This is a genomic window from Frondihabitans australicus (assembly GCF_003634555.1).
Classification (GTDB): domain Bacteria; phylum Actinomycetota; class Actinomycetes; order Actinomycetales; family Microbacteriaceae; genus Frondihabitans; species Frondihabitans australicus.
The window spans coordinates 2,823,450-2,845,432 of sequence record NZ_RBKS01000001.1 but is presented as its reverse complement, the minus strand read 5'-3'; the positions used below and the strand labels follow the sequence as shown (position 1 = coordinate 2,845,432).

The window sequence follows — 21,983 nt, the reverse complement described above, 5'->3', positions numbered from 1 at the left end:
CCCGCCCCGCACACACTTCTCAATCGGAAACCCCGGGCACAGGCCCGCTCTCGGGCGTCAGGCCCGGTCGGAAGGAAACTCGCATGGCCTCCGTGTCAGGACTCGGAGTCGACGGCCTCGTCTCGGGTCTCGACACCACCTCGCTCATCAACTCGCTGATGACCGCGGAGGCCGAGCCCCAGACGCAGCTGAAGACCCAGGTCACGAACACGCAGACGACCATCACGGCGCTGCAGGGCCTGAACACTCAGATCGCCTCGCTGACCACCCTCGCGACGACGTCGAAGTCGTCGACCTCCCTCTCGCTCTTCACCACCACGTCGTCGTCGGCGAATGCGACCGCGACGGCCGGCACCAACGCGACCGCCGGCACGTTCGACGTGGTCGTCAACCAGGTCGCCCAGGCCAAGGTCGGCGTCTCGGCCGCCATGTCGACCTGGCCGGCTTCGGGCTCAGGATCGACCACGCCCGCCGTGACGATCGTCAAGGCGGACGGCACGAAGGTCGACGTCACCCCCTCGTCGAACTCGATCGACGCCATCGTCACCGCGATCAACGCGTCGTCGACCGCCGGCGTCAAGGCGCTCAAGGTCGCGGCCGGCACCGACTCCTCCGGCACCGCCCAGTACCGCATCCAACTGCAGTCGACGACGACCGGCGCCCAGAGCGACTTCCAGATCTACTCGGGCACCTCATCGGACGTCGACGCCGGCACCGCCACGAACATCCTCACCGCCACGGGCGCCGCCGTGATCAAGCCGGCGCAGGACGCCCAGGTCACCCTCTACGCCGGCACCGCCGCCGAGCAGAAGATCTCGTCGTCGACGAACACCTTCAGCGATCTCCTGCCGGGCGTGAACCTCACCGTCAACAAGGCCTCCACCGACTCGATCACCGTCGGCGTGGCGCAGGACACCGCAGGAGCCACGGCGGTCGCGTCGGGCCTCGTCTCCGCGCTCAACGGCGTGTTCGCGCTCATCTCGACGAAGAGCGCCGTCGTCAACAGCACCGACTCGTCGGGCAACAAGGTCGTCTCGGGCGGCCCGTTCACCGGCGACAGCACGGTCCGCGGCGCGAACGACGCCCTCGTCAGCGCCGCGTCGATGCCGATCAACGGGCACTCGCCGTCGGAGATCGGCATCTCGATCAACAAGGACGGCACGCTCGACTTCGACCAGGACAAGTTCCAGACGGCGCTCGCCAGCGACCCGGCCGGCACTCAGTCGATGCTCTCGGCCCTCGCCTCGCGCGTCGCCGACGCCGGCACGCAGATCTCCGACAAGTACTCCGGGCAGCTCACGGGCGTGATCACCGGTCAGCAGTCGATGGTCGACACCATGAACGACCAGATCAGCCAGTGGGACATCCGTCTCGCCGCCCGTCGCACCGCGCTCGAGGCGCAGTACTCGAACCTCGAGGTGCAGCTGTCGCAGCTCAACTCCCAGTCGTCGTCGCTCACCTCCGGCCTCGCCAGCGTCCCCGCCGTCTACACCGGCGCCTAGGAACCCTCATGACCCTCACCTTCTCCGCCAGCGCCCAGCGCAACGCCTACGGGCGCGAGGCCGTCCTCTCGGCCACGCCGGCCCGGCTCCTGACCATGCTCTACGACCGTCTGCTGGTCGACCTCGGCCGTGCCCAGGTCGCTCAGAACGGGCAGGACTGGGGCACCGCCTCGACGAACCTGGTGCACGCTCAGGCGATCATCGCCGAGCTGTCGTCGTCGCTCCGCATGGACGTGTGGGACGGCGCTTCGGACCTCCAGGCGCTGTACACGTACGTGCGGGTCGCGATGGTCAACGCCAACGTGCACCGTGACGTGAAGCTGACTTCGGAGTGCATCACGCTGCTGGAGCCGCTCCGTCAGGCCTGGCACGAGGCCGCCGCGCAGGCGCCCGCCGCCTCGCCGCTGCTGTCGGGGAGCGTCGGAGTTGCCTAGGGCGGAGGAGACCCGCGCCGCCTGGCTCGAGGCCCTCGCCGAAATGGAGGCCCTCGCCGGTCGTGCCGGCGACCCCGACTTCAAGCCGTCGCCGTTCACGCCGACGCACGACCTCGGCCCGCTGCCCCTCGACCTGGTCGAGCGTGCGCAGGAGGTCCAGGCCGCGCAGCGGTCGGCTCTCCAGCGGGTCCTCGACGCGCGTCGCCGCGTCGTCAAGCACATCACCGCGCTGAAGACGGTCCCCGCCGCGCGCGATCGCGACGCTTCGGTCTACCTCGACGCCTCCGCGTAGCGCTAGGAGCGCTTCTTCGGACGACCGGCGAGCGCGACCGCGACGAGCAGGGGCTGCCCGAGCAGGCGCAGCAGACGCCGGTCGTTCGTGTCGAGCCCGAACGCCGTGCGCCGGTTCACGAGCTGCGCGATGTTGCCGGGGAACACCGCGACGAAGAACACCGCCGCCAGCGTGCCCACCCACCGGCGGTTCACGAGCAGCAGGAGCCCGCCGAGCCCGATCTCCGCGACACCCGACGCGACCACGACGTCGTCCTCCGACACCGGCAGATTGTCGGTGAGCGACTTCGGCACCTGGGCGCGGAAGGCCTGGCGCGCGAACGAGAGGTGGGAGACGCCGGCGAACACGAGGACGGCGCCGAGTGCGAGGCGGGCGAGGGTGCGGATGGGGTGCATTCTTCGATCCTGCCCCCTGACGCCCCGACTGGCCCCCGAAGTCGGGGTAGGTGGGCACCAAACCACCCCTAACGTCGCCCTGCCCCGGGCCGATAGAGCGTAGTGAGCACGGATCGCTCACCACGTCAGGCCACGGATCGGCCGCCTCCCCCTCTTGCACCGCGCGATCGCGCGGGGAAGCGAGCCGTCCGTGCTGGAATCCGTAACCTCGAGAGCGCTCGAGAGCGCCCTCGACGGTCTCTCGATGCGCCAGAAGGCCATCGCGAACAACATCGCGAACATCAACACCCCCGGCTACACCGCCGAGCGCGTGTCGTTCGAGGACGCCCTCGCGCAGTCGGTCGCGAACGGCAACGGCTCCGTGCAGGCGACCATGGCCAGGAGCCTGGAGCCCACCAACGAGGACGGCAACAACGTCAACCTCGACACCGAGACCCTGAGCAACAGCACGACCGTGCTGCAGTACCAGTTCGCGTCGCAGGCCGAGAACCAGGTTCTCACCAGCGTCCGCGCCGTTCTGAAGGACGCCTGATGGGAATGTTCGACGCGATCGGGATCGCGAGCACCGGCCTCACCGTGCACCGCAAGTGGCTCGACGCCATCTCCGACAACATCGCCAACGTCAACACGGTCAAGCCGATGTCGGAGTCGGCCTTCCAGGCCCGCTACATCGAGGTGCAGGAGGGGCAGGGGGTCTCCGGCGTGTACGTCAAGGGCGCCACCTACGGCTCCGCCCAGGGCCGCGTCACCTACGACCCCGAGAACCCCGAGGCCGACAAGAACGGCTACGTCCGCATGCCGGACATCGACCTCTCCACCCAGATGAGCGACCTGATCATGGCCCAGCGCGGGTACCAGGCCAACGCCGCCGTCGTCGACCGCGCCAAGGACATGTACCAGGCCGGCCTCGAGATCGGACGCAGCTGATGCCCATCTACCCCGTGAACGGCGCCTTCCCCACCGGCTCCACGGCGCTGACCAGCGCCTCGCAGATCGACGCCAACCAGGCGGCCTCGGCCGCGAACGGCCTCGACGCCACCCAGGGCACCGGCGACACCGCCTCCGCCTCCAGCTTCGGCAGCGTGATCGACGGACTGCAGTCCCTTCAGGGCCAGTCCGAGAGCCTCGCGGTCAAGGCCGTCACCGGCAATGCCGACGACGTCCACACCGCCACCATCGCCGCCACCCGCGCTCAGGTCACCCTCGAGCTCGTCTCCGCCGTCCGCTCGAAGGCCGTCGACGCCTTCAACGAGATCATGAGGATGCAGGCCTGATGCCTCCCGCCCTTCGCTCCCTTCTCACGTCGCTCGGCGACCGGGTCAAGGCGTTCACCATCGGCCAGCGCGTGCTGGCCGTGCTCGGTGTCGCGATCCTGGTGCTCGGTGGCGTCTTCGTCACGTCGTACCTGACGAAGCCCACGTACACCCCGCTGTTCACGGGTCTCGCCGCCACCGACGCCTCGGCGGTGGTGCAGCAGCTGCAGACCGACGGCGTTCAGTACCAGCTCTCCGACGGCGGCTCGACGATCCTCGTGCCGAACGCCGACGTCTACTCCGAGCGCCTCAAGGTCGCCGCGGCCGGCCTCCCCGCCGACAACACGCAGGGCTACGCGCTTCTCGACCAGATGGGCGTCACCGCGTCGGAGTTCACGCAGAACGTCACCTACAAGCGCGCCATCGAGGGCGAGCTCGCCAAGACCATCGAGGCCATGCAGGGCGTGAAGACCGCGAGCGTCCAGCTCGCGATCCCGCAGCAGACCGTCTTCACCGACAGCAAGCAGGACCCCACCGCGTCGGTGTTCGTCGCCGAGATGCCGGGCGTCACGCTGACCTCGTCGCAGGTCGAGGCGATCGTCCACCTCACCTCGGCGTCGATCGAGGGCATGAAGGCCACCGACGTGTCGGTCGTCGACGCCCAGGGCAACGTCCTCTCCACCGTGGGAGGCGGCACCACCGGGTCGTCGTCGCAGCAGCAGTCGGCGTACCAGTCTCAGGTGCAGGCGAACGTCCAGGCCATGCTCGACAAGGTGCTCGGCGCCGGCAACTCGACGGTCGTGGTCGCCGCGGACATGAGCCAGGACTCCGGCACGAAGGTCACCGAGTCGTACACCAACCCGACCGGCGGCGCGTCGCCGCTCTCCGAGTCGTCGTCGACCGAGTCGTACGGCGGGTCGGGCGCAGGATCGTCGAGCTCGGGCGCCACCGGTGTCCTCGGCCCCGACAACATCGCCGTCCCCTCGGGCTCCGCGACGTCGGGCGCCTCCGCCACGGGCTCCGGATCCGGCTACGTGAACGAGTCCTCGACGAAGAACAACGCCGTCGACAAGACCACCGAATCGACCACGATCCCCGCCGGCACGCTGACCAAGCAGACGGTCTCGGTCGCGATCAACTCGAAGGTCGCGAAGAACGTCAACATGGGCAACATCCAGGACCTCGTCGCCAAGGCGGCCGGCATCGACCCCACCCGCGGCGACTCGCTCAGCGTGCAGGCCGTGAGCTTCAACGGCGCAGGAGCCAAGGCGGCTCAGCAGGCGCTCGCCGCCGCGAACGCCCAGGCCGCCAGCGACTCGATGTGGCAGACGATCCGCACCGGCCTCATCGCCGCCGCGATCGGCGTTCCGCTGATCCTGGCCCTGTTCATGCTCACCCGCCGCGGTCGCCGGACCGAGCGCGAGGAGATCGACCTCGGCGAGCTCGACGCCACCTCGGCCGGCGCCTCGGCGCAGGCCGGCACCTGGCCGGCCGCCGCGCAGCCCGCCCTCGACGACGCGGCCGCCCGCCGCCTCCTCGAGGCCGGCGGCCCGACGCCGACGGCGCCGACCGTGCAGCTTCCGTCGCTCGACGCGGAGGGAGCCTCGATCGAGCGCAAGCGCGCCGAGATCGACGCACTCGCCGCCGGCGACCCCGACCGCACCGCCGAGCTCCTGCGCGGCCTGCTCGATGATCGGCAGACCGTATGAGCCCCGCAGCCGCCCAGGCCGAGCTGACCGGCGCCCAGAAGGTCGCCGTGATCCTCATGCAGATGGACCAGGCGCGCGCCGCCGCCGTCATGCAGAAGTTCAGCGAGCAGGAGGCCGACGAGATCACGGCCGAGCTCGTGAAGATGCGCCGCGTCGACTCGACGACCGCCGACACCGCGGTGTCGGAGTTCCACGACCTCACCGTCCAGGGCCGCGTCACCCGCCGCGGCGGCCGCGACTTCGCCGTGGGCCTCCTCGAGGCGTCGTTCGGCTCGGAGAAGGCCCAGGGCGTCATGGAGCGCCTCGCCTCGTCGATGGCCGGCCGCTCGTTCGAGTTCCTCGACGGCGTCGACTCCGGGCAGCTGCTCACGCTGCTCGACGGAGAGCTGCCGCAGACCCGCGCCCTCGTGCTCGCCCACCTCGCGCCCGACCAGGCCTCGGCCGTGCTCGCCGGCCTCGACGCCGACGAGCGCACCGACGTCGCGCAGGCGATCGCCACCATGGGCACCGCGACACCCGAGGCCGTCGGCATCGTCGCGCAGACCCTCAAGGTGCGCGCCGGAGCCGTCGTCGCCCCGCGCGAGCAGGTCGAGGCCGTCGGCGGCATCCAGCCGCTCGTCGACATCCTCAACCGCTCCGACGCTGCGACCGAGCGGATCCTGCTCGAGAGCCTCGAGGCCCGCGACCCGCAGCTGGCCGAAGAGGTCCGCTCGCGCATGCTCACCTTCGTCGACATCGTCAAGCTCGACGCCCGCGACATCCAGCAGGTGCTCCGCGGCATCGACGCGGCCGTCCTCGCGCTCGCCATGAAGGGCGCGCCCGAGGCCGTCACCGAGGTCATCCGCGCCAACGTGTCGGAGCGCAACCGCGAGCTGCTCGACGACGAGATCCGCGCCGCCGGCCCGGTCCGCATGTCGCAGGTCGAGGAGGCCCGCGCCAGCGTCGTCCGCTCGATCCGCGAGCTCGCGGCCGAGGGCGCGATCACCGTGCAGCGCGGCGACGAGGAGGCCCTCATTGAGTAGCGCTCCCGCCTTCGCCCGCGTCGCCTTCCCGGTGCTCCGCGACCCCGCGACCCAGGCTCGCGAAGAGGAGGCCGCCGAGCGCGGCCACGCCGCCGGCTACGCGGCCGGCCTCCGCGCCGCCGCCGCGTCGACCGCCTCGCTCCGCGAATCCCTCGAGGCCGAGACCCGCGCCGTCACCTCGCACGCCAACGCCCGCGCCGACCGCGCCTCGCAGGTGCTCGTCACCGCCGCCGCCGCGCTCGACACCGCCCGCGAGAACCTCCGCACCGAGGTGCAGGAGACGCTGGTCGAGACCGCCCTGGCCCTCGCCGAGGCGATCCTCGGCTACGAGATCCGCACGAACCAGTCCTCGACCGTGCTCGCCGCCCTCGCCCGCGCCCTCGACACCCCGGAGGCGGCGAACGTCGTCGCCGTGCGCCTCAACCCCGACGACCTCTCCGTGCTGCCGTCGGACGCGAGCGAATCGCTCGGAGTTCCCCTTCTCGCGGACGGCTCTCTCGGCCGCGGCGACGCCCGGGCCGACCTGCCGCGAGGCTTCGTCGACGCGGCACTCGGGTCGGCACTCGAGCGCGCCCGCGTCGCACTGCTCGGGCCGGGGGTGTCGGCTGCTCCTGCGACCGACGCCGCCTCGCACGCAGGGGGTCTCGCGTGACCCTCGTCGATCTCAGCCCCGCGCTCGCCGCGGTGCGCCCGCAGCGCGTCGGCGTCGTCGACAGCGTCGTGGGCCTCGGCCTCACCGTCGCCGGCCTCGACTGCGCCGTCGGGGAGGTCGTGAAGGTCGGCGCCGACGACGGCAGCGGCATCGACCGCACCGCCGAGGTCGTCGCGGCCGACTCGACCGGCGTGCGCTGCATGCCGCTCGGGCCGATGACCGGGATCCGGGCCGGGATGACGGTTCGCCCGACGGGCCGCCCGATCCTGGTGCCCACCGGTCGGGCCCTCTTCGGTCGCGTTCTCGACGGGCTCGGACGCCCCATCGACGGCAAGGGCCCGCTCCACGCCGACGCGCTCGTGCCGATCGACCACCCCACCCCGAACTCCATGGAGCGCGCCCGCATCGCGCAGCCGCTGCAGCTCGGCGTCCGCGCCCTCGACACCCTCACCACCGCCGGCCGCGGCCAGCGCATGGGTCTCTTCGCCGGCTCCGGCGTCGGCAAGTCGTCGCTGCTGTCGATGATCGCCCGCGGCACCGAGGCCGAGGTCTCCGTCGTCGCCCTCGTCGGCGAGCGCGGCCGCGAGGTGCGCGAGTTCCTCGAGGACGACCTCGGCCCCGAGGGCCTCGCCCGCTCGATCGTCGTCGTCGCCACCAGCGACGAGCCCGCCCTCATGCGGCTGCGCGCCGCGTTCGTCGCGACCCGCATCGCCGAGTCGTTCCGCGACGCCGGATCCGACGTGGTGCTGATGATGGACTCCCTCACCCGCGTCGCCATGGCCCAGCGCGAGATCGGCCTCTCGGTCGGCGAACCGCCCGCCACCCGCGGCTACCCGCCGTCGACGTTCTCGACGCTCGCCTCGCTGCTCGAGCGCGCCGGAACCGACCGCGTCGGCTCCGTCACGGGCCTGTACACCGTGCTCGTCGACGGCGACGACCACAACGAGCCGATCGCCGACGCCGCCCGCTCCATCCTCGACGGCCACATCGTGCTCGACCGCAAGCTCGCCGTCACCGGCCACTTCCCGTCGATCGACGTGCTCGGCTCGATCTCGCGCGTCGCCTCGAAGGTGATCACCCCGTCGCAGTCGCAGGATGCGCGCACCCTCCGCTCGGTCATGGCCGCCCGCCGCCAGGCGCAGGATCTGATCGACGTCGGCGCGTACCAGCCCGGCACCAACCCCCTCGTCGACGCCGCCGTCACGTACCAGGGCGCGATCGACGCGTTCCTGCAGCAGCGGATGGACGACCAGACGCCGGCCTCGGCGTCGTGGGAGCAGCTCGCCGCGCTCTCGGCCGCGCTGGGCGGGGGTGCTGCCTGATGGCCCGCGCATTCTCGCTCGCCGGACTCCTGCGCGTGCGCCACGCCCAGCAGCAGAAGGCCATGGCCGAGCTCTCGCTGGCGAACCAGCGCGTGCGCGACGTCGCCGAGCGCCGTGCGGCAGCGACGCGGATCCTGGAGTCCGCCGTCGGCTCGAAGGACGTCGTCACCGACGCCGCCACGCTCACGGCCATCGCCGCGGCCCGCGCCTCGACGCGCGGCATGCTCGCCGAGCTCGACGCCATGGCCTCGGCGCACGAGGCCGCCGCGTCCGACGCGCAGACCGCCTACAACGAGGCCCGCGCCCGTTCGATCGCCCTCGAGAAGCTCGAGGAGCGCCACGGGGTCGCCGCCGCCGCCGAGGAACTGCGCGTCGAGCAGATCGCCCTCGACGAGATCGCGAACTCGCGGCCGTCGTCGGCTCCTGCGCCTTCCCTCGAGGGGGGTGCCTCGTGAGCGTCTCCGACGTGATGTCGCGCATCAGCGAGATCCAGAGCACGATCGCCCAGATCCAGTCCGGGCAGCTGCCGTCGTTGACCGACTCGTCGTCGACCGCCTCCGACGCCGCCACGGCCGCCGACTTCGCGTCGGCGCTCGCCGCGGCCGGCACGTCCGACGGCACGGACGGCACCGACGGCACGTCGTCCCTGTCGTCGTCGTCACTGGCCGCAGAGCTGGCCGCGCTGGCGGGCACGGGTTCGACCGGCTCGGGCGACTCGATCGACGCTGCGGCGGGGTCGGCATCGGCCTCGAACCCGGTCGGCGGCCTCGTGCACAAGAGCGTCACCGGAGCCGACGTCCTCGCCGACGCCAAGAAGTACCTCGGCGTGCCCTACGTCTTCGGCGGCACCACGACCTCGGGCATGGACTGCTCGGGCCTCGTCCAGACCGTCTTCAAAGACCTCGGCATCACCATGCCGCGCGTCGTGCCCGACCAGGCGAAGATGGGCGTCGAGGTGCCCTCGCTCGCCCAGGCGAAGCCCGGCGACCTCATCGTCGAGAAGGGCTCCGGCCACATCCAGATCTACGCCGGCAACGGGCAGATCCTCGAGGCCCCGAAGCCGGGCGAGAACGTCAAGCTGCGCAAGGAGTGGCTGTCGGAGTCGCAGATCGGCACCATCCGCCGCATCGTGCCGTCGGGCACCGGCTCCGGCTCCGGCGCCTCAGCGGGCTCCGCCGGCACGTCGTCGCTCTCGTCGGCGTCGCTCCTCTCGGCGCTCTCCGGCCTCACCGGCTCCGGCCTCGGCAGCTCGGGCCTCGGCTCGACGTCGACCTCGTCCCAGTCCGACCTCCTCACGGCGGCCCTCCAGCGCCTGATCTCGAACGGAGCCTCCGCATGAGCACCGTGACCACCACCTCTCTCACCGACCTCGCGCCTTCGCAAGCGCAGCGCCCCGGCCGTGACGACGACTCGTCGCCGGCGTCGGCGGCGTCGTTCGGTGAAGCGATGGACGCGCAGGAGCAGGTGCAGACCCCGCGCGACACCACGCTCGACCGCCCGGCATCGTCGGCGGGCGCCCCGTCGGCGGATCGTGCGGCGGCAGATCGTCCGTCGCGCTCGTCCGCCGATCGTCCGACGCGCTCCAGCTCGCGCGATCGGCGTGACGTCGCGGAATCGCGCGAGGCGAAGCCGAAGTCGCGAGCGGCCGGGCACCGGGCTTCGGCCGCGTCGTCCTCCGCAGCGTCGTCCTCCGCAGCATCGTCTTCGGCCGCGTCGTCCTCGGTGACTCAGGACGCCCTCGTCCAGCAGCCAGGCCTCGCCTTCGGCGCGGGTCTCGCCGCGCAGCCGCAGCCTAAAATGCCGCACGCCGTCGCCGGGGCGCCCGCGACGCAGGCGTCGCTCGCCGCCGCTGCCTCGGTCGGCGCCGCCTCGGCTGCTCCTGCCGCCGCCGGCCTCGCCGCCACGGCAATTCAGGTTCCTCTCGTCGCCGCCGCCGGGCTCACCGGCGTGTCGGCGGCCGCCGCGCACGCGCAGCCTGAATTGCCGAAGGGGGCCGCCGCGGTTTCCGCCGGTGCCGCCGGCTCCGCGGGTCCCGCAGGCTCCGCCGCGCCGGCCGCCGGGCTCGGCACGCCGGGCACGGCGTCCACCTCTACGGCAATTCAGGCTCTGCTCGGCACGACCCCGGGGCTCGGCGGCGTGTCGGCGGGTGCCGCGCACGTGCAGCCTGAATTGCCGAAGGGGGCGGCCGCGGCCGGTTCCGCCGGTTCCGCCTCGCCGGCCGCCGGGCTCGGCACGCCGGGCACGGCGTCGACCCCCACGGCAATTCAGGCTCTGCTCGGCACGACCCCGGGGCTCGGCGGCGTGTCGGCGGGCGGCGCGCACGCGCAGCCTGAATTGCCGAACACGGGCGCGGGCACAGGCAAGGGCGCGGCGGTCGCGGCCGCCACCCCTGCGGTCACCACCCAGTCCGCGACCGACGCGGCACCGGTCGTCGTCGCCGCAGTCGGTGGCGCCGGGGGCGGGTCCGCCGACTCCGGCAGCACGTCGTCCTCGGCCGGCAACGGTCAGAGTGCGGCGGGAGGCACCGGCGCAGGCGCGACGGGCGCCACGACGCAGGTCGCGATGACCGCCGCGGACTCCAGCGCGGCGGCCTTCGCGGCGGCAGGAGCCCAGGTGGCGGGGCAGTCCGCTGCTCCTGCGCCCGTCAGCGCCACCGCCGCCACGACCGCGGCGCCCGCACCCCAGCCGCAGCCTCTCGCCGCCCAGCTGACGCGACCCGTCTTCACGCTGGCCGCCGCCGGCCACGGCGAGCACGTCATCACCGTGCAGGTCTCGCCCGAGGCCCTCGGCCCGGTCACCGTGCGCGCCCACGTCGGAGCCCAGACCATGCACGTCGAGCTCTTCGCGCAGTCCGACGCCTCCCGCGAGGCCGTTCGCGCCGTGCTGCCCGACCTCCGCCGCGACCTGCAGGGCACGGGGCTGTCGACGAGCGTCGACGTCTCGAGTCAGAACCAGCCGAGCGGCCAGCAGGGCTCGGGCCAGCAGAACAGCGCCCAGCAGGCGCTCCAGAACCAGCTGGGCGCAGGAGCAGGCCAGAACGGCACCCCCCAGAACCCCCAGGGCCAGGCGACCCCGCACGGCTTCCGCGGCGACACCCCTCGCGACGGCTTCGCCGGCCGCGCCGAGGGCCCTGCCGCCCCCGACGCCACCCGCGTCACCCCGACCTCGTCCACCTCGATCGACGTGATGGCCTGACGGGCAGCCGCCCGCGACCGATAGGAACTGTTATGGCACTCGACGGAATCACCGGCACGGTCACAGCGACCGTGCCCGCCTCCACCAGCGCGACCACCCCCGCCCCCAAACAGACGATGGACAGCGACATGTTCATGCAGCTCATGGTCACCCAGCTGCAGAACCAGGACCCGTCGTCGCCGATGGACACCAACGCCATGATCAGCCAGACCACGCAGCTGGCGATGATGGAGTCCATCTCGAACAACACGACCACCGGCAACGAGAACTTCTCGCTGCAGATGCGCATCTCGGCCGCGAACCTCGTCGGCAAGCAGGTGACCTACACCGACTCCACGACCGGCAAGGACGTCTCGGGCACCGCCGCCTCCGTCTCGTTCGCCGGCTCGGTGCCGACGGTCAGCGTCGGCGGCAAGGACATCCCCCTCGACTCCATCTCGGGGATCGTCGACTCGTCGTCGGCGTCATCCAGCACCTCCGGCACCTCGGCCTAGCGCCCGCCAGCACCTCGGCCTAGCTCCCGCCCGGCCGCCCCAGCACCTCACACACGTCACCCTTCTTCCACCGAAAGGCACTCACCATGCTCCGCTCGCTCTACTCCGGCATCGCCGGCCTCCGCGCCCACCAGACCATGCTCGACGTCACCGGCAACAACATCGCCAACGTCAACACCGTCGGCTTCAAGTCGTCGTCGACCGTGTTCGAGGACACCCTGTCGCAGATCACCCACGGCGCCGGCGGCCCGCAGGAGGGCCTCGGCGGCACGAACCCCGCCCAGGTCGGCCTCGGCGTGCAGGTCGCCGGCATCTCGACGAACTTCTCGCAGGGCTCGGCGCAGTCGACCGGCAAGGCGACCGACCTCATGATCTCGGGCGACGGCTTCTTCGTCACGCGCTCGGGCAACGAGAACGTCTACACCCGCGCAGGATCCTTCGACTTCGACTCGCAGGGACGCCTCACCACCACCGACGGCAAGATCGTCCAGGGGTACCCCGCCGTCGACGGCACCGTGAACAGCAACGGCGGCCTCACCGACATCACGCTGCCCGTCGGCGCGACCTCGCCCGCCGAGGCCACCTCGAAGGCGACCGTCGCCGGCAACCTCCCCGGCGACGCCGCTGTCGGAACCGTCATCACCCGCGACGTCGACGTCTACGACAAGCAGGGCACGAAGCACACCTTCACGCTCGACTTCACCAAGACCGCGACCGGCTACGACGTCGCCGCCGACGACGGCCAGGGCAACACCGGCACCACGACCCTCTCGTTCACCGACGGCAAGCAGACCGCGGCCTCGTCGGTCACCGTGGGCGGCATCACCGCCGACCTCTCCGGCGTCACCGGCTACGCCCAGCTCTCCACCGCCGCCATCCAGGACGTCGACGGCCGCGAGGCCGGCACGCTCAACGGCTACACGATCTCGAACGACGGCACGCTGATCGGCTCGTTCTCGAACGGCCAGACGCAGGCCCTCGGCCAGATCGCCCTCGCCACCTTCACGAACCCCGCCGGTCTCGAGAAGGTCGGGTCGTCCGGCTACGTCGCCTCGAGCAACTCGGGCCCCGTGTCGCTCGGCACCCCCGGCGCGCCCGGCCGCGGCTCGCTCGCCGGCGGCACCCTCGAGATGTCGAACGTCGACCTGTCGCAGGAGTTCACCAACCTGATCGTCGCCCAGCGCGGCTTCCAGGCGAACGCCCGCATCATCACGACGTCCGACTCGGTGCTGCAGGAGCTGATCGACCTCAAGCGCTAGTCGCTCGGCCCGCCGCCGCCACGAACCTCCGTTCGGCGAACGCACCTCCCCTCGGGGCGGTTCGTTCGCCGGGCGGAGGTTTTCTGCGTCAGCGGTCGGACGAGGACGCAGCTGCGGCAGCGGCAGCAGCAGCAGCCGTCTCCGAGTGCTCCGCGACCGCCTCGGCCGGCAGCTTCCGCAGCTTGGCGCGCCGGCGCCGCTTCTCCGGCAGCATCGAGCGCATCTCGTCGAGCTTGCCGAAGCACAGCAGCCGGTCGCCCGGCTCCAGCGCGACACCCGACCGCGGGTTCGGGATCACCGTCGTGCCCCGGTGCAGCGTGAGCACCGTGATGTCGCGGTCCCACAGCCCGGTCTCCTTGATCGTCTTCCCGACGAGATCGGCATTGGCATGCACCAGGAGCTCCGCGACCCCGTACCCCGTCGACACGCTCAGCCGCTGGCGCACGTCGATCTCGGGGAACGCGACCTGGTTCGCGATGTAGTCGATGATCGCGCCGGCGACGTCGAGCCCGGTGGCCCGCTCGATGCCCTCGAGGCCGGGGGAGGAGTTGACCTCCATGACGAGCGGCCCGTCGTTGCCCTCGAGCATGTCGACTCCGGCGACCCGCAGCCCCATGATCTGCGCCGACCGCACCGCGGCCTGCTCGTACTCCGGCGAGAGCGACACCTTCTCGACGGTGCCGCCGCGGTGCACGTTCGACCGGAACTCGTCGCCCGACGCGGTGCGCCGCATCGCGGCGACGACCCTGTCGCCGACGACGAGAGCCCGGATGTCCTTGCCCCGCGACTCCGAGATGAAGCTCTGGATCAGCACGTTCTGCTTCGTCGAGTGCAGGGTCTCGACGATCGACTCGGCGACCTTCGCCTCCGGCGCGAGGATCACGCCGATGCCCTGCGTGCCCTCGAGCAGCTTGATCACGACCGGAGCCCCGCCGACCTGCTCGATCGCCATCCGCACGTCGGCCCGACCGTTGACGAACGCGGTCGCCGGCATCCCGATGTTGTGCCGCGACAGGATCTGGTTCGCCCGCAGCTTGTCGCGCGAGTTCACGATGCCGTTCGCCGTGTTCGGCGTGTAGACGTCCATCTGCTCGAACTGGCGCACCACGGCCGTGCCGTAGTAGGTGATCGAGTTGCCGATCCTGGGCAGGATCGCATCGTAATCACTGAGGAGCTTTCCTCGGTACTGGAGGTCGGGCAGCTCGCCCGACAGGTCGATGGCGAACCGCAGCGTATTGAGCACTTTGACGTCGTGCCCCCTGTCGACCGCGGCGGCGCGGAGCCGCCTCGTCGAGTACGCCTGCGGTGCGCGTGACAGGATCGCGAGTTTCACCCTGCCAAGATAGGGGCATGAGCGACGATCCGTCCCGAAGCGGCCGCACGCCCCTCATCGCGGGCTGGCGAGAGTGGGCCGCCCTGCCCCAGATCGACATCGGCTGGATCAAGGTGAAACTCGACACCGGCGCCAGGTCGAGCGCCCTCCACGCCTTCGACCTCGAAGAGCTGCCCGGCGACCGCGTGCGGTTCTCCGTGCACCCCTGGCAGGACACCGACGCCGACCAGGCCACCCTCGAGTGCGACATCCACGACCGCCGAGTCGTCCGCTCGTCGTCGGGTCACACGGAGGAGCGGTTCGTCGTGCAGACCGAGATCGTCCTTCTCGGGCGGACGGTCCTCGCCGAGACGACACTCAGCAACCGCGATCAGATGGGCTTCAGGATGCTGGTCGGCCGCGAGGCCCTGCGGCAGGGCTTTCTCGTCGATCCTGCCCGCTCGTTCGTGGGCGGCCGCGCACCGCGCGACGTCCGCCGCCGCAATCGCGGTCGCGCCTGATGCCCTCGCCGGGGCGCTTTCGCGTGCTCCTGCTCGATTTCTTCGGCACCCTCGTCGACTACGACCCGTCGCGGGTGCCGACCACCACGCCGACGACCGAGACGTTCTGCCGCGAGCACGGCATCGAGGTGTCGGCCGATGCCGCCGTCGCCACCTGGGATGCCGCGTTCGGCGATCTCGATGCCGAGACCGCCGTGTCGATGCGCGAGTATTCCATGGCCGAGGTCGGGCGAGTCGCGTTTCGGACGCTCCTCGGGCGCGAGCCGGCCGAGGCTCTGGCGGTTGCGGGCGCCGAGGCGTACCTCGACGACTGGGGGCGCGGGATCCTGGCCATCGAGGGGATGGGCGAGGCCCTCGATCGTCTCGGCAGCGACGCGCGACTCGTGATCGTGTCGAACACCCACGCGTCCGACCTCGTCCAGCGCACCCTTCGCGGTCTCGGAGTCGACGGGCTCGTCGACGCGGTCGTCACCAGCCTCGACGTCGGCTGGCGCAAGCCGCACCCGGCGATCTACGAGGCCGCCCTCGCCGCCGCGGGCGTCGATCGGTCGGAGTGCCTCTTCGTCGGTGATTCGAAGACCAACGACTACGACGGGCCGCGTGCCGCCGGCATCGCCTCCATGCTCGTCGCCCCGTCGTCGGTCGTCGGCGTGCCCGACGCTCACCGCATCGGCAGTCTCGTCGATCTTCCAGGCCGGGTCGCCGTCTGACGCGGCGGAGCGCCCGGCAAGCGCACGTCGGGAGGACGAAGTTCCTCCCGAACACGCCCGTGACCACCCCGGTCGCGAATTCGCGACAGGATCCGGCCGCCGGTCACACCCGTGACTGCCGTCAGGGGGCGCGGAGCGGAAATCGGTCGCGAAATGCGGCAGGAGACGACTTACGGCAGGCGGGCCCCGGCCGATAGTGGGAAGTACGCAGCGCAGGACGCGCGCGGCGCGGGACACGGATGGACCGCGGAAGTACAGACCTAGGACGGGCCGATGATCGTCGTCACACGACTCAATGACAGTCAGTTCGCGATCAACCCCGACTTGATCGAGCGAATTCACGAAACCCCCGACACCACCCTCGTGATGGTGGACGGCGCGAAGTACATCGTCCGCGAGACGATGGCCGAGGTCATCGACCTCGTGGCCCGGTACCGCTCGCGGATCGTCTCCCTCGCCTACGTCGACGACGAGCCGCAGGAGCAGGCGCACAGCCGCCCGCTCTCCCTCGTCGGCCACGACCCCGTCTCCCTCGACGACCACAGGGGGCGCTGATCATGGATCCCGCATCCCTCATCGGACTCGTCCTCGCGTTCGGCGCCCTCGTCGGAATGATGACCATGGAACACGTCTCCATCATGTCGATCTTCCTGCCCGGCCCCCTCATGCTCGTGTTCGGCACGACGCTCGGCGTGGGCCTCGCCTCCGGCGCCCTCAAAGACACCATCAACTCGTTCAAGTCGATCGCCCCGGCGATCCTCGCCAAGAAGCCGAACGCCCAGAAGGCGATCGACGACCTCGTCGGCATCGCCGAGAAGGCACGTGCCAACGGCCTGCTCGCCCTCGAGCAGGAGGCCGAGGGAGTCGACGACGCGTTCCTCAAGGGGGCGCTGCAGTCGGTCGCCGACGGCACCGACGGCGACGAGCTGCGCGAGCTGCTCGAGGACGAGATCGTCTCGCGCACGGCGCAGGCGCGCCAGGCGGCCAAGTTCTTCATGAGCCTCGGCGGCTACGCCCCGACCGTCGGCATCATCGGCACGGTCGTGTCGCTGACCCACGTGCTCGAGAACCTCTCCACCCCCGACAAACTCGGCCCGCTCATCGCCTCGGCGTTCGTCGCGACGCTCTGGGGCCTCCTCAGCGCGAACCTCATCTGGCTGCCCATCGCCGGCCGCATCAAGCGGGTCATGGAGCTGCAGGTCGCCAGCATGACGCTGCTCATGGAGGGCGTGCTCGCGATCCAGGAGGGCACCCAGCCTCGGCTCCTGGGCTCGCGTCTTCGCGCCATGGTGCCCAAGACCGACCTGCCGGCCGAGGGCAAGGTCGTCAAGTCGAAGAAGGTCAGCGAGGACGTCGCAGCATGAGCGCGTCACGTTCCCGCCGCAAGGGCGGCCACGGCGCCGAGGAGCACGGCGACGACCACCCCGACGAGCGCTGGATGGCGTCGTACATGGACATGATCACCGTGCTCATGTGCATGTTCATCGTGCTCTTCGCCATGTCGAGCGTCGACGCGAACAAGTTCGCCGCCCTCAAGGAGTCGCTCGCCACCGGCTTCGGCGTCAGCCACACGAAGTTCGTCGACACGTCGTCGGGCACCGTGGTCAAGCCCGACCAGGTCACGAAGAAGGGCGACGGCTACTCCGCGTCGAAGACGAGCGCGAAGACAGCCACGGCCGCGAACGGCGTCAAGGCGACCAACAGCGATGCCGCAGGATCCGGCGGCTCGACCGCGACGAGCACCTCGTCCTCCTCCGCCTCCACCGCCCCCGCCGTGAAGGAGACCCCCGCACAGCTCGCGGCCAACACGAAGGCCGCGACGAAGGAGGTCGACGACCTCTCGGCGATCCAGAAGGCGATCCAGAAGAACCTCGCCTCGCAGGGGCTCACGCAGGACGTCCAGTTCGTCATCGACTCGCGCGGCCTCACCGTGCGACTCGTCGGCTCGGAGACGTTCTTCGGCTCGAACTCGGCGGCGCTGTCGCCGATGGCGGAGCAGGTCATGAACGCGATCGCACCCGTCCTGAAGACGGCGAACCACGACGTCTCGGTGGAGGGTCACGCCGACTCCCGGGACTCCGCTGCGCCGTACCCGACGAACTGGGAGCTCTCGGCCGCCCGCGCGACGACAGTGCTGCGCGACCTGGTCGAGCGCGGCGGCATGCCGCCCGATCGCATCCAGTCGGTCGGCTACGGGTCGTCGAGACCGCTCGTCTCGGGCACGACCGACGCCGACCTCGCGAAGAACCGCCGCGTCGACATCGTGGTGCTGTCGAACCAGACGGACGACGTCAACGCGCTCATCCCCAAGATCGCTGCCGCGGAGGCCGCCGCGACGAAGTAGTACACGAATCGAGACACTTTCCTAACGCCGTGCGGCGGTCTGCCGATAAGGGTTCACGTGACCCTCCTCGACCAGACCGCCCCCGGCGCACTCCGTGACGCCCAGGCGCAGCCGAAATCGGTCGACGTCTACGACTTCCGTCGCCCCACGACGCTCGCCCGCGAGCACTCGCGCGTGCTCGAGCTCGCGTTCGACACCTTCGCCCGCCAGTGGGGCACCCAGCTCACCGCCAAGGTGCGCGTGCTCTCGCAGGTCACCTGCGAGACCGTCTCGATGACCACCTACGACGAGTTCGCCGCGTCGCTGCCCGCCACCACCGCCATGGTGCTCTGCCCCCTCGAGGGCGCGAGCGCCAAGGCCGTGATCCAGTTCCCGTCGGCGTCCGCCCTCGGCTGGGTCACGCACATGCTGGGCGGCAACCCGGCCGGCCAGAGCCTGCCCGAGCGCAAGTTCACCCCGGTCGAGCAGGCCCTCGTGCGCCGCCTCATGGACGACGCCCTCGAAGACCTCCGCTACTCGCTCGGCTCGCTGCTCGTCGCCCCGATCTCCGTCGGCGGCTTCCAGTACAACTCGCAGTTCGCCCAGGCCGCCTCGAAGAGCGACCTCATGATCGTCGCGTCGTTCGAGATCCGCGTCGGCGAGGCCGCCGCTCCTGCGACCCTCGCGCTCCCCGCCGAGGTGCTCCTCCCGCAGCTCGGCGAGTCGAACCCCACCTCGACCACCGTCGGCGCCCGCGACCTCATCGACCAGCAGCTCGCGGCCGTCCCCGTCGACGTCGCCCTCGGCTTCCTCCCCGCGCGGGTGCTGCCGAGCGACGTGCTCGACCTCAAGGTCGGCGACCTCGTCGCCCTCCCGCACCCGGAGCACCGCCCCCTCGACGTCACCGTCGGGGGCGAGCCCGTCGGCCGCGCGGCCGTCGGAGCCAACGGCTCCCGCCTCGCCGGCATCATCGTCACCACCGAAGAGAGACTCGCATGACCTCGACCATCACCGCCCTCCACAACGACGCGGCGAAGGCCCTGGCCTCGCAGCTGCCCTCGGGCGCTCCCCTCACGATCCAGGCCACCGGCGACGTGCCGGCAGGGATCCTCGGCGACGCCGTCACCGCCTCGTACGTCGGCGGCGTCTCGGCCGACTTCGCGCTCGTCATCGCCGAGCTGCCCGGAGCCGCCGAAGCCGGCCTCCAGGCCACCGACCTCCTCCGCCCGGCCCTCGAGGCCGCGGGCTCCGCGCTCGGCGCCGGCGTCCTCGGCGACGTCCGCCGCGACGGCGGCTCGGCGCTCGCCGGCGACCCCGAGAGCGTCGCGTTCGAGCTGGTCGACGCCGGCCGCCCGGCGGGCTGGTTCGTCGTGCGGATCCGCGAGAACGGCACCGTGGGCGCCTCGGCTCCTGCCGCCTTCGGCTCGGCCTTCGCCGGCTCGTCGGTCGCCGACAAGCTCGGCCGCATCAACAACGTCGAGATGGCGCTGACCGTCGAGATCGGCCGCACGCGCATGAGCGTCCGCGACGTGCTCGGCCTCGAGCCCGGCGCCGTCATCGAGCTCGACCGCTCGGCCGGCGCTCCCGCCGACGTGCTGCTCAACGGCCGACTCATCGCCCACGGCGAGGTCGTCGTCGTCGACCAGGACTACGCGGTCCGCATCACCAAGATCCTCGACATCGCAGACGGGCAGAACTGACCCGTGGACACCCTCTTCGTCGGCCTCCGGGTCGTGGTCTCACTCGGGGCCGTGCTCGCCCTCCTCTGGGTGATCCAGCGCAAGGTCTCGAAGTCGGGGTCCGTCGCCAAGAAGGCCAAGCACATCTCCGTCGTCGCCCGCCAGGGCATCTCCGGCAAGGCCTCCGTCGCCGTCATCGACGTCGACGGAGCCCGCTACGTGCTGGGCGTCACCGAGCAGTCGGTGAACGTGCTCAGCGTGGGCGAGGCGCCGCAGGAGGCACGGGTCACCCCGATCGCGCCGGTCGCCCCCGCAGCCCCGAGCTTCGCCGAGACCCTCGCCGCCCAGGCCACGAGCACCGCCACGACCACCGCGACGACGGCCGGGACCGCCGTCGTCGCGGAGCCCGCCCCCGCGGCTCCGGTCGCCCTCAGCCCGCGCCGCGCCGCGCGCGCCGCCGCCGCGGCACCGGCTCCCGCGACCTCACCCGTCGCCGGCTCGATCCTCTCGGCCGCCACCTGGAAGCAGGCCGCCGCCGCCATGAGACAGCAGCGCAGAGCATGACCGCCGAGCCCCGCCGCCGCTCCTCGTGGGCCGCGGCTCCGTCCGGCGCGCCCGCGGCCGTCCTCTTCGGCGAGCTGAAGCCCACCGCCGCCTCGCGCGTGCTGTCGGTCCTGAAGCTCGGCTGGGAGCACTCGCTGAGCGCCCGCCTCCTCGGTCGCGGCGTCAGCGCCCGGCCGCAGGAGCCGAAGCTCGTCACGACGCTGCACTACAGCCGTGACCGCCGCGACACCGTCATCGCGATCCTGCGCATCGTCGCCATCGTGATCGCCGTGCTCGCCATCGTCGTGGGCGTCCTGCTCGTCACCGCGGGCGTCGGCCACGCCGCCCCGACCGCGCCGACGGCTCCGACCGCCCCGGCGGCGCCCACCGTCACGAGTGCCGCGACCAGCGCCACCACGACCGGCTCCGACGGCATCTCGCTCGACATCAACGGCCCCGACGGCAAGCCCTCGTCGGCCGTCACGACCCTCCTCGGCATCACGCTGCTGAGCGTCGCCCCGTCGCTGCTGATCATGATGACGAGCTTCACGAAGATCTTCGTGGTGCTGTCGATGACCCGCAACGCCCTCGGCCTCCAGTCGATCCCGCCGAACCAGGTCATCGCCGGCCTCGCGCTCTTCCTCAGCCTGTTCATCATGGGCCCGGTGCTCATGCACGTGAACGACCTCGCGCTGCAGCCCTACCTCAACGGGAAGATCGACTTCACGCACGCCATCCAACTGGCGGAGGGGCCGATCCGGCACTTCATGGCACCTCACACCCGCGAAGAGGACATCGCCCTGATGACCCGCGCGGCCCACAAGCCGAACCCCGCATCGATGGAGAAGACGCCGATGCTCACGCTGATCCCGGCGTTCATGATCTCCGAGCTCCGCAGCGCGTTCATCATCGGCTTCGTCATCTTCATCCCCTTCCTCGTCATCGACCTCGTCGTCTCCGCGGCCCTCATGTCCATGGGCATGATGATGCTTCCGCCGGTGATGATCTCGCTGCCCTTCAAGATCCTGCTCTTCGTCCTCGTCGACGGCTGGGGCCTGGTCATCAAGAGCCTGATCGAAAGCTACAACTGATGGATCAGTCCGGAGTCCTCGACGTCGGCATCCAGGCCCTCCTGGTCGCCGCCAAGCTCGCCGCGCCCGTGCTCGTCACGTCGCTCGTGGTCGGCTTCGCCATCTCGCTGCTGCAGTCGATCACGCAGATCCAGGAGGCGACCCTCGCGTTCGTGCCGAAGGCCGTCGCCGTCGCCATCGCGCTGGTCGTCTGCGGCAGCTGGATGATCTCGACGATGGTCACGTTCACGCAGACGCTCTTCAACGAGATCCCCCACCTGCTGAGCGGGGTCTGA

General features: G+C 71.2%; 27 protein-coding genes. 25 read left to right on the top strand and 2 right to left on the bottom strand.

Annotated features, from left to right (window positions below; all coding sequences use genetic code 11):
- The first annotated feature begins 83 nt into the window (after positions 1 to 83).
- From fliD to C8E83_RS13395, 3 genes are read left to right on the top strand one after another with little or no spacing between them, the layout of a single operon-like run.
- Positions 84 to 1,502, top strand: coding sequence for a flagellar filament capping protein FliD (gene fliD, locus C8E83_RS13405; protein WP_121370355.1), 1,419 nt, complete (start codon positions 84 to 86; stop codon positions 1,500 to 1,502).
- Positions 1,503 to 1,510: 8 nt separating this feature from the next.
- Positions 1,511 to 1,936, top strand: a complete 426-nt coding sequence (gene fliS / locus C8E83_RS13400; RefSeq protein WP_121370354.1) for a flagellar export chaperone FliS — start codon at positions 1,511 to 1,513, stop codon at positions 1,934 to 1,936.
- Positions 1,929 to 2,228, top strand: coding sequence for a hypothetical protein (locus C8E83_RS13395; RefSeq protein ID WP_147430175.1), 300 nt, complete (start codon positions 1,929 to 1,931; stop codon positions 2,226 to 2,228). The genes fliS and C8E83_RS13395 overlap by 8 nt, the downstream gene beginning before the upstream one ends.
- Before the next feature lie 2 nt (positions 2,229 to 2,230).
- On the opposite strand, the gene C8E83_RS13390 is transcribed toward C8E83_RS13395, so the two are convergent.
- Positions 2,231 to 2,623, bottom strand: coding sequence for a DoxX family protein (locus C8E83_RS13390; RefSeq protein ID WP_121370352.1), 393 nt, complete (start codon positions 2,621 to 2,623; stop codon positions 2,231 to 2,233).
- A 190-nt stretch (positions 2,624 to 2,813) separates the two neighbouring features.
- Here C8E83_RS13390 and C8E83_RS13385 point away from each other — a divergent pair, with 190 nt between their 5' ends.
- The 12 genes from C8E83_RS13385 (at position 2,814) to C8E83_RS13330 (ending at position 13,529) form a co-directional block, all read left to right on the top strand.
- Entirely contained in the window at positions 2,814 to 3,155 is a 342-nt protein-coding gene (locus C8E83_RS13385; protein ID WP_121371908.1) for a flagellar basal body rod protein FlgB, read from the top strand.
- Positions 3,155 to 3,550, top strand: coding sequence for a flagellar basal body rod protein FlgC (locus C8E83_RS13380; protein WP_121370351.1), 396 nt, complete (start codon positions 3,155 to 3,157; stop codon positions 3,548 to 3,550). Before C8E83_RS13385 ends, C8E83_RS13380 begins: the two co-directional genes overlap by 1 nt.
- Entirely contained in the window at positions 3,550 to 3,897 is a 348-nt protein-coding gene (fliE, locus tag C8E83_RS13375) for a flagellar hook-basal body complex protein FliE (protein ID WP_121370350.1), read from the top strand. Before C8E83_RS13380 ends, fliE begins: the two co-directional genes overlap by 1 nt.
- Positions 3,897 to 5,585: a flagellar basal-body MS-ring/collar protein FliF gene (gene fliF, locus C8E83_RS13370; RefSeq protein ID WP_121370349.1), complete on the top strand. Its 1,689-nt coding sequence runs from the start codon at positions 3,897 to 3,899 to the stop codon at positions 5,583 to 5,585. The genes fliE and fliF overlap by 1 nt, the downstream gene beginning before the upstream one ends.
- Complete coding sequence (gene fliG, locus C8E83_RS13365) at positions 5,582 to 6,607, top strand: flagellar motor switch protein FliG (RefSeq protein ID WP_121370348.1); 1,026 nt, start codon at positions 5,582 to 5,584, stop codon at positions 6,605 to 6,607. Before fliF ends, fliG begins: the two co-directional genes overlap by 4 nt.
- Positions 6,600 to 7,259 (top strand): FliH/SctL family protein, encoded by a 660-nt coding sequence (locus tag C8E83_RS13360; protein ID WP_121370347.1) that lies wholly within the window; start codon positions 6,600 to 6,602, stop codon positions 7,257 to 7,259. The genes fliG and C8E83_RS13360 overlap by 8 nt, the downstream gene beginning before the upstream one ends.
- Positions 7,256 to 8,581 (top strand): FliI/YscN family ATPase, encoded by a 1,326-nt coding sequence (locus C8E83_RS13355; RefSeq protein WP_121370346.1) that lies wholly within the window; start codon positions 7,256 to 7,258, stop codon positions 8,579 to 8,581. The genes C8E83_RS13360 and C8E83_RS13355 overlap by 4 nt, the downstream gene beginning before the upstream one ends.
- Positions 8,581 to 9,036 (top strand): flagellar export protein FliJ, encoded by a 456-nt coding sequence (locus tag C8E83_RS13350; RefSeq protein ID WP_121370345.1) that lies wholly within the window; start codon positions 8,581 to 8,583, stop codon positions 9,034 to 9,036. The genes C8E83_RS13355 and C8E83_RS13350 overlap by 1 nt, the downstream gene beginning before the upstream one ends.
- Positions 9,033 to 9,920: a C40 family peptidase gene (locus C8E83_RS13345; RefSeq protein WP_121370344.1), complete on the top strand. Its 888-nt coding sequence runs from the start codon at positions 9,033 to 9,035 to the stop codon at positions 9,918 to 9,920. Before C8E83_RS13350 ends, C8E83_RS13345 begins: the two co-directional genes overlap by 4 nt.
- The gene (locus C8E83_RS13340; RefSeq protein ID WP_121370343.1) at positions 9,917 to 11,776 is read left to right on the top strand and encodes a flagellar hook-length control protein FliK; all 1,860 of its coding nucleotides are present in this window, start codon (positions 9,917 to 9,919) and stop codon (positions 11,774 to 11,776) included. Before C8E83_RS13345 ends, C8E83_RS13340 begins: the two co-directional genes overlap by 4 nt.
- 32 nt (positions 11,777 to 11,808) lie before the next feature.
- The gene (locus C8E83_RS13335; RefSeq protein ID WP_121370342.1) at positions 11,809 to 12,270 is read left to right on the top strand and encodes a flagellar hook assembly protein FlgD; all 462 of its coding nucleotides are present in this window, start codon (positions 11,809 to 11,811) and stop codon (positions 12,268 to 12,270) included.
- Positions 12,271 to 12,356: 86 nt separating this feature from the next.
- On the top strand, positions 12,357 to 13,529 hold the full coding sequence (locus tag C8E83_RS13330) for a flagellar hook protein FlgE (protein WP_121370341.1): 1,173 nt from the start codon (positions 12,357 to 12,359) through the stop codon (positions 13,527 to 13,529).
- Between the two features lie 88 nt (positions 13,530 to 13,617).
- Here C8E83_RS13330 and C8E83_RS13325 read toward each other — a convergent pair whose 3' ends face one another.
- The gene (locus C8E83_RS13325; RefSeq protein WP_121370340.1) at positions 13,618 to 14,862 is read right to left on the bottom strand and encodes a RimK family alpha-L-glutamate ligase; all 1,245 of its coding nucleotides are present in this window, start codon (positions 14,860 to 14,862) and stop codon (positions 13,618 to 13,620) included.
- Between the two features lie 17 nt (positions 14,863 to 14,879).
- Here C8E83_RS13325 and C8E83_RS13320 point away from each other — a divergent pair, with 17 nt between their 5' ends.
- The 10 genes from C8E83_RS13320 to fliQ all read left to right on the top strand — a co-directional run bounded on the left by C8E83_RS13320 (position 14,880) and on the right by fliQ (position 21,983).
- Complete coding sequence (locus tag C8E83_RS13320) at positions 14,880 to 15,362, top strand: ATP-dependent zinc protease family protein (RefSeq protein WP_121370339.1); 483 nt, start codon at positions 14,880 to 14,882, stop codon at positions 15,360 to 15,362.
- Between the two features lie 23 nt (positions 15,363 to 15,385).
- Entirely contained in the window at positions 15,386 to 16,072 is a 687-nt protein-coding gene (locus tag C8E83_RS13315; RefSeq protein WP_170159938.1) for an HAD family hydrolase, read from the top strand.
- Between the two features lie 273 nt (positions 16,073 to 16,345).
- Complete coding sequence (locus C8E83_RS13310; protein WP_121370337.1) at positions 16,346 to 16,627, top strand: flagellar FlbD family protein; 282 nt, start codon at positions 16,346 to 16,348, stop codon at positions 16,625 to 16,627.
- A 2-nt stretch (positions 16,628 to 16,629) separates the two neighbouring features.
- A complete protein-coding gene (locus tag C8E83_RS13305; protein ID WP_121370336.1) occupies positions 16,630 to 17,436 on the top strand; it encodes a motility protein A in 807 nt (268 codons plus the stop codon).
- The gene (locus tag C8E83_RS13300) at positions 17,433 to 18,416 is read left to right on the top strand and encodes an OmpA/MotB family protein (RefSeq protein ID WP_121370335.1); all 984 of its coding nucleotides are present in this window, start codon (positions 17,433 to 17,435) and stop codon (positions 18,414 to 18,416) included. The genes C8E83_RS13305 and C8E83_RS13300 overlap by 4 nt, the downstream gene beginning before the upstream one ends.
- Before the next feature lie 57 nt (positions 18,417 to 18,473).
- Positions 18,474 to 19,394, top strand: coding sequence for a flagellar motor switch protein FliM (locus tag C8E83_RS13295; protein ID WP_121370334.1), 921 nt, complete (start codon positions 18,474 to 18,476; stop codon positions 19,392 to 19,394).
- Positions 19,391 to 20,095, top strand: a complete 705-nt coding sequence (fliN, locus tag C8E83_RS13290) for a flagellar motor switch protein FliN (RefSeq protein ID WP_121370333.1) — start codon at positions 19,391 to 19,393, stop codon at positions 20,093 to 20,095. Before C8E83_RS13295 ends, fliN begins: the two co-directional genes overlap by 4 nt.
- Positions 20,096 to 20,098: 3 nt before the next feature.
- Complete coding sequence (locus C8E83_RS13285) at positions 20,099 to 20,638, top strand: FliO/MopB family protein (RefSeq protein ID WP_121370332.1); 540 nt, start codon at positions 20,099 to 20,101, stop codon at positions 20,636 to 20,638.
- A complete protein-coding gene (gene fliP, locus C8E83_RS13280) occupies positions 20,635 to 21,708 on the top strand; it encodes a flagellar type III secretion system pore protein FliP (RefSeq protein WP_121370331.1) in 1,074 nt (357 codons plus the stop codon). Before C8E83_RS13285 ends, fliP begins: the two co-directional genes overlap by 4 nt.
- Entirely contained in the window at positions 21,708 to 21,983 is a 276-nt protein-coding gene (gene fliQ / locus C8E83_RS13275) for a flagellar biosynthesis protein FliQ (protein WP_121370330.1), read from the top strand. The genes fliP and fliQ overlap by 1 nt, the downstream gene beginning before the upstream one ends.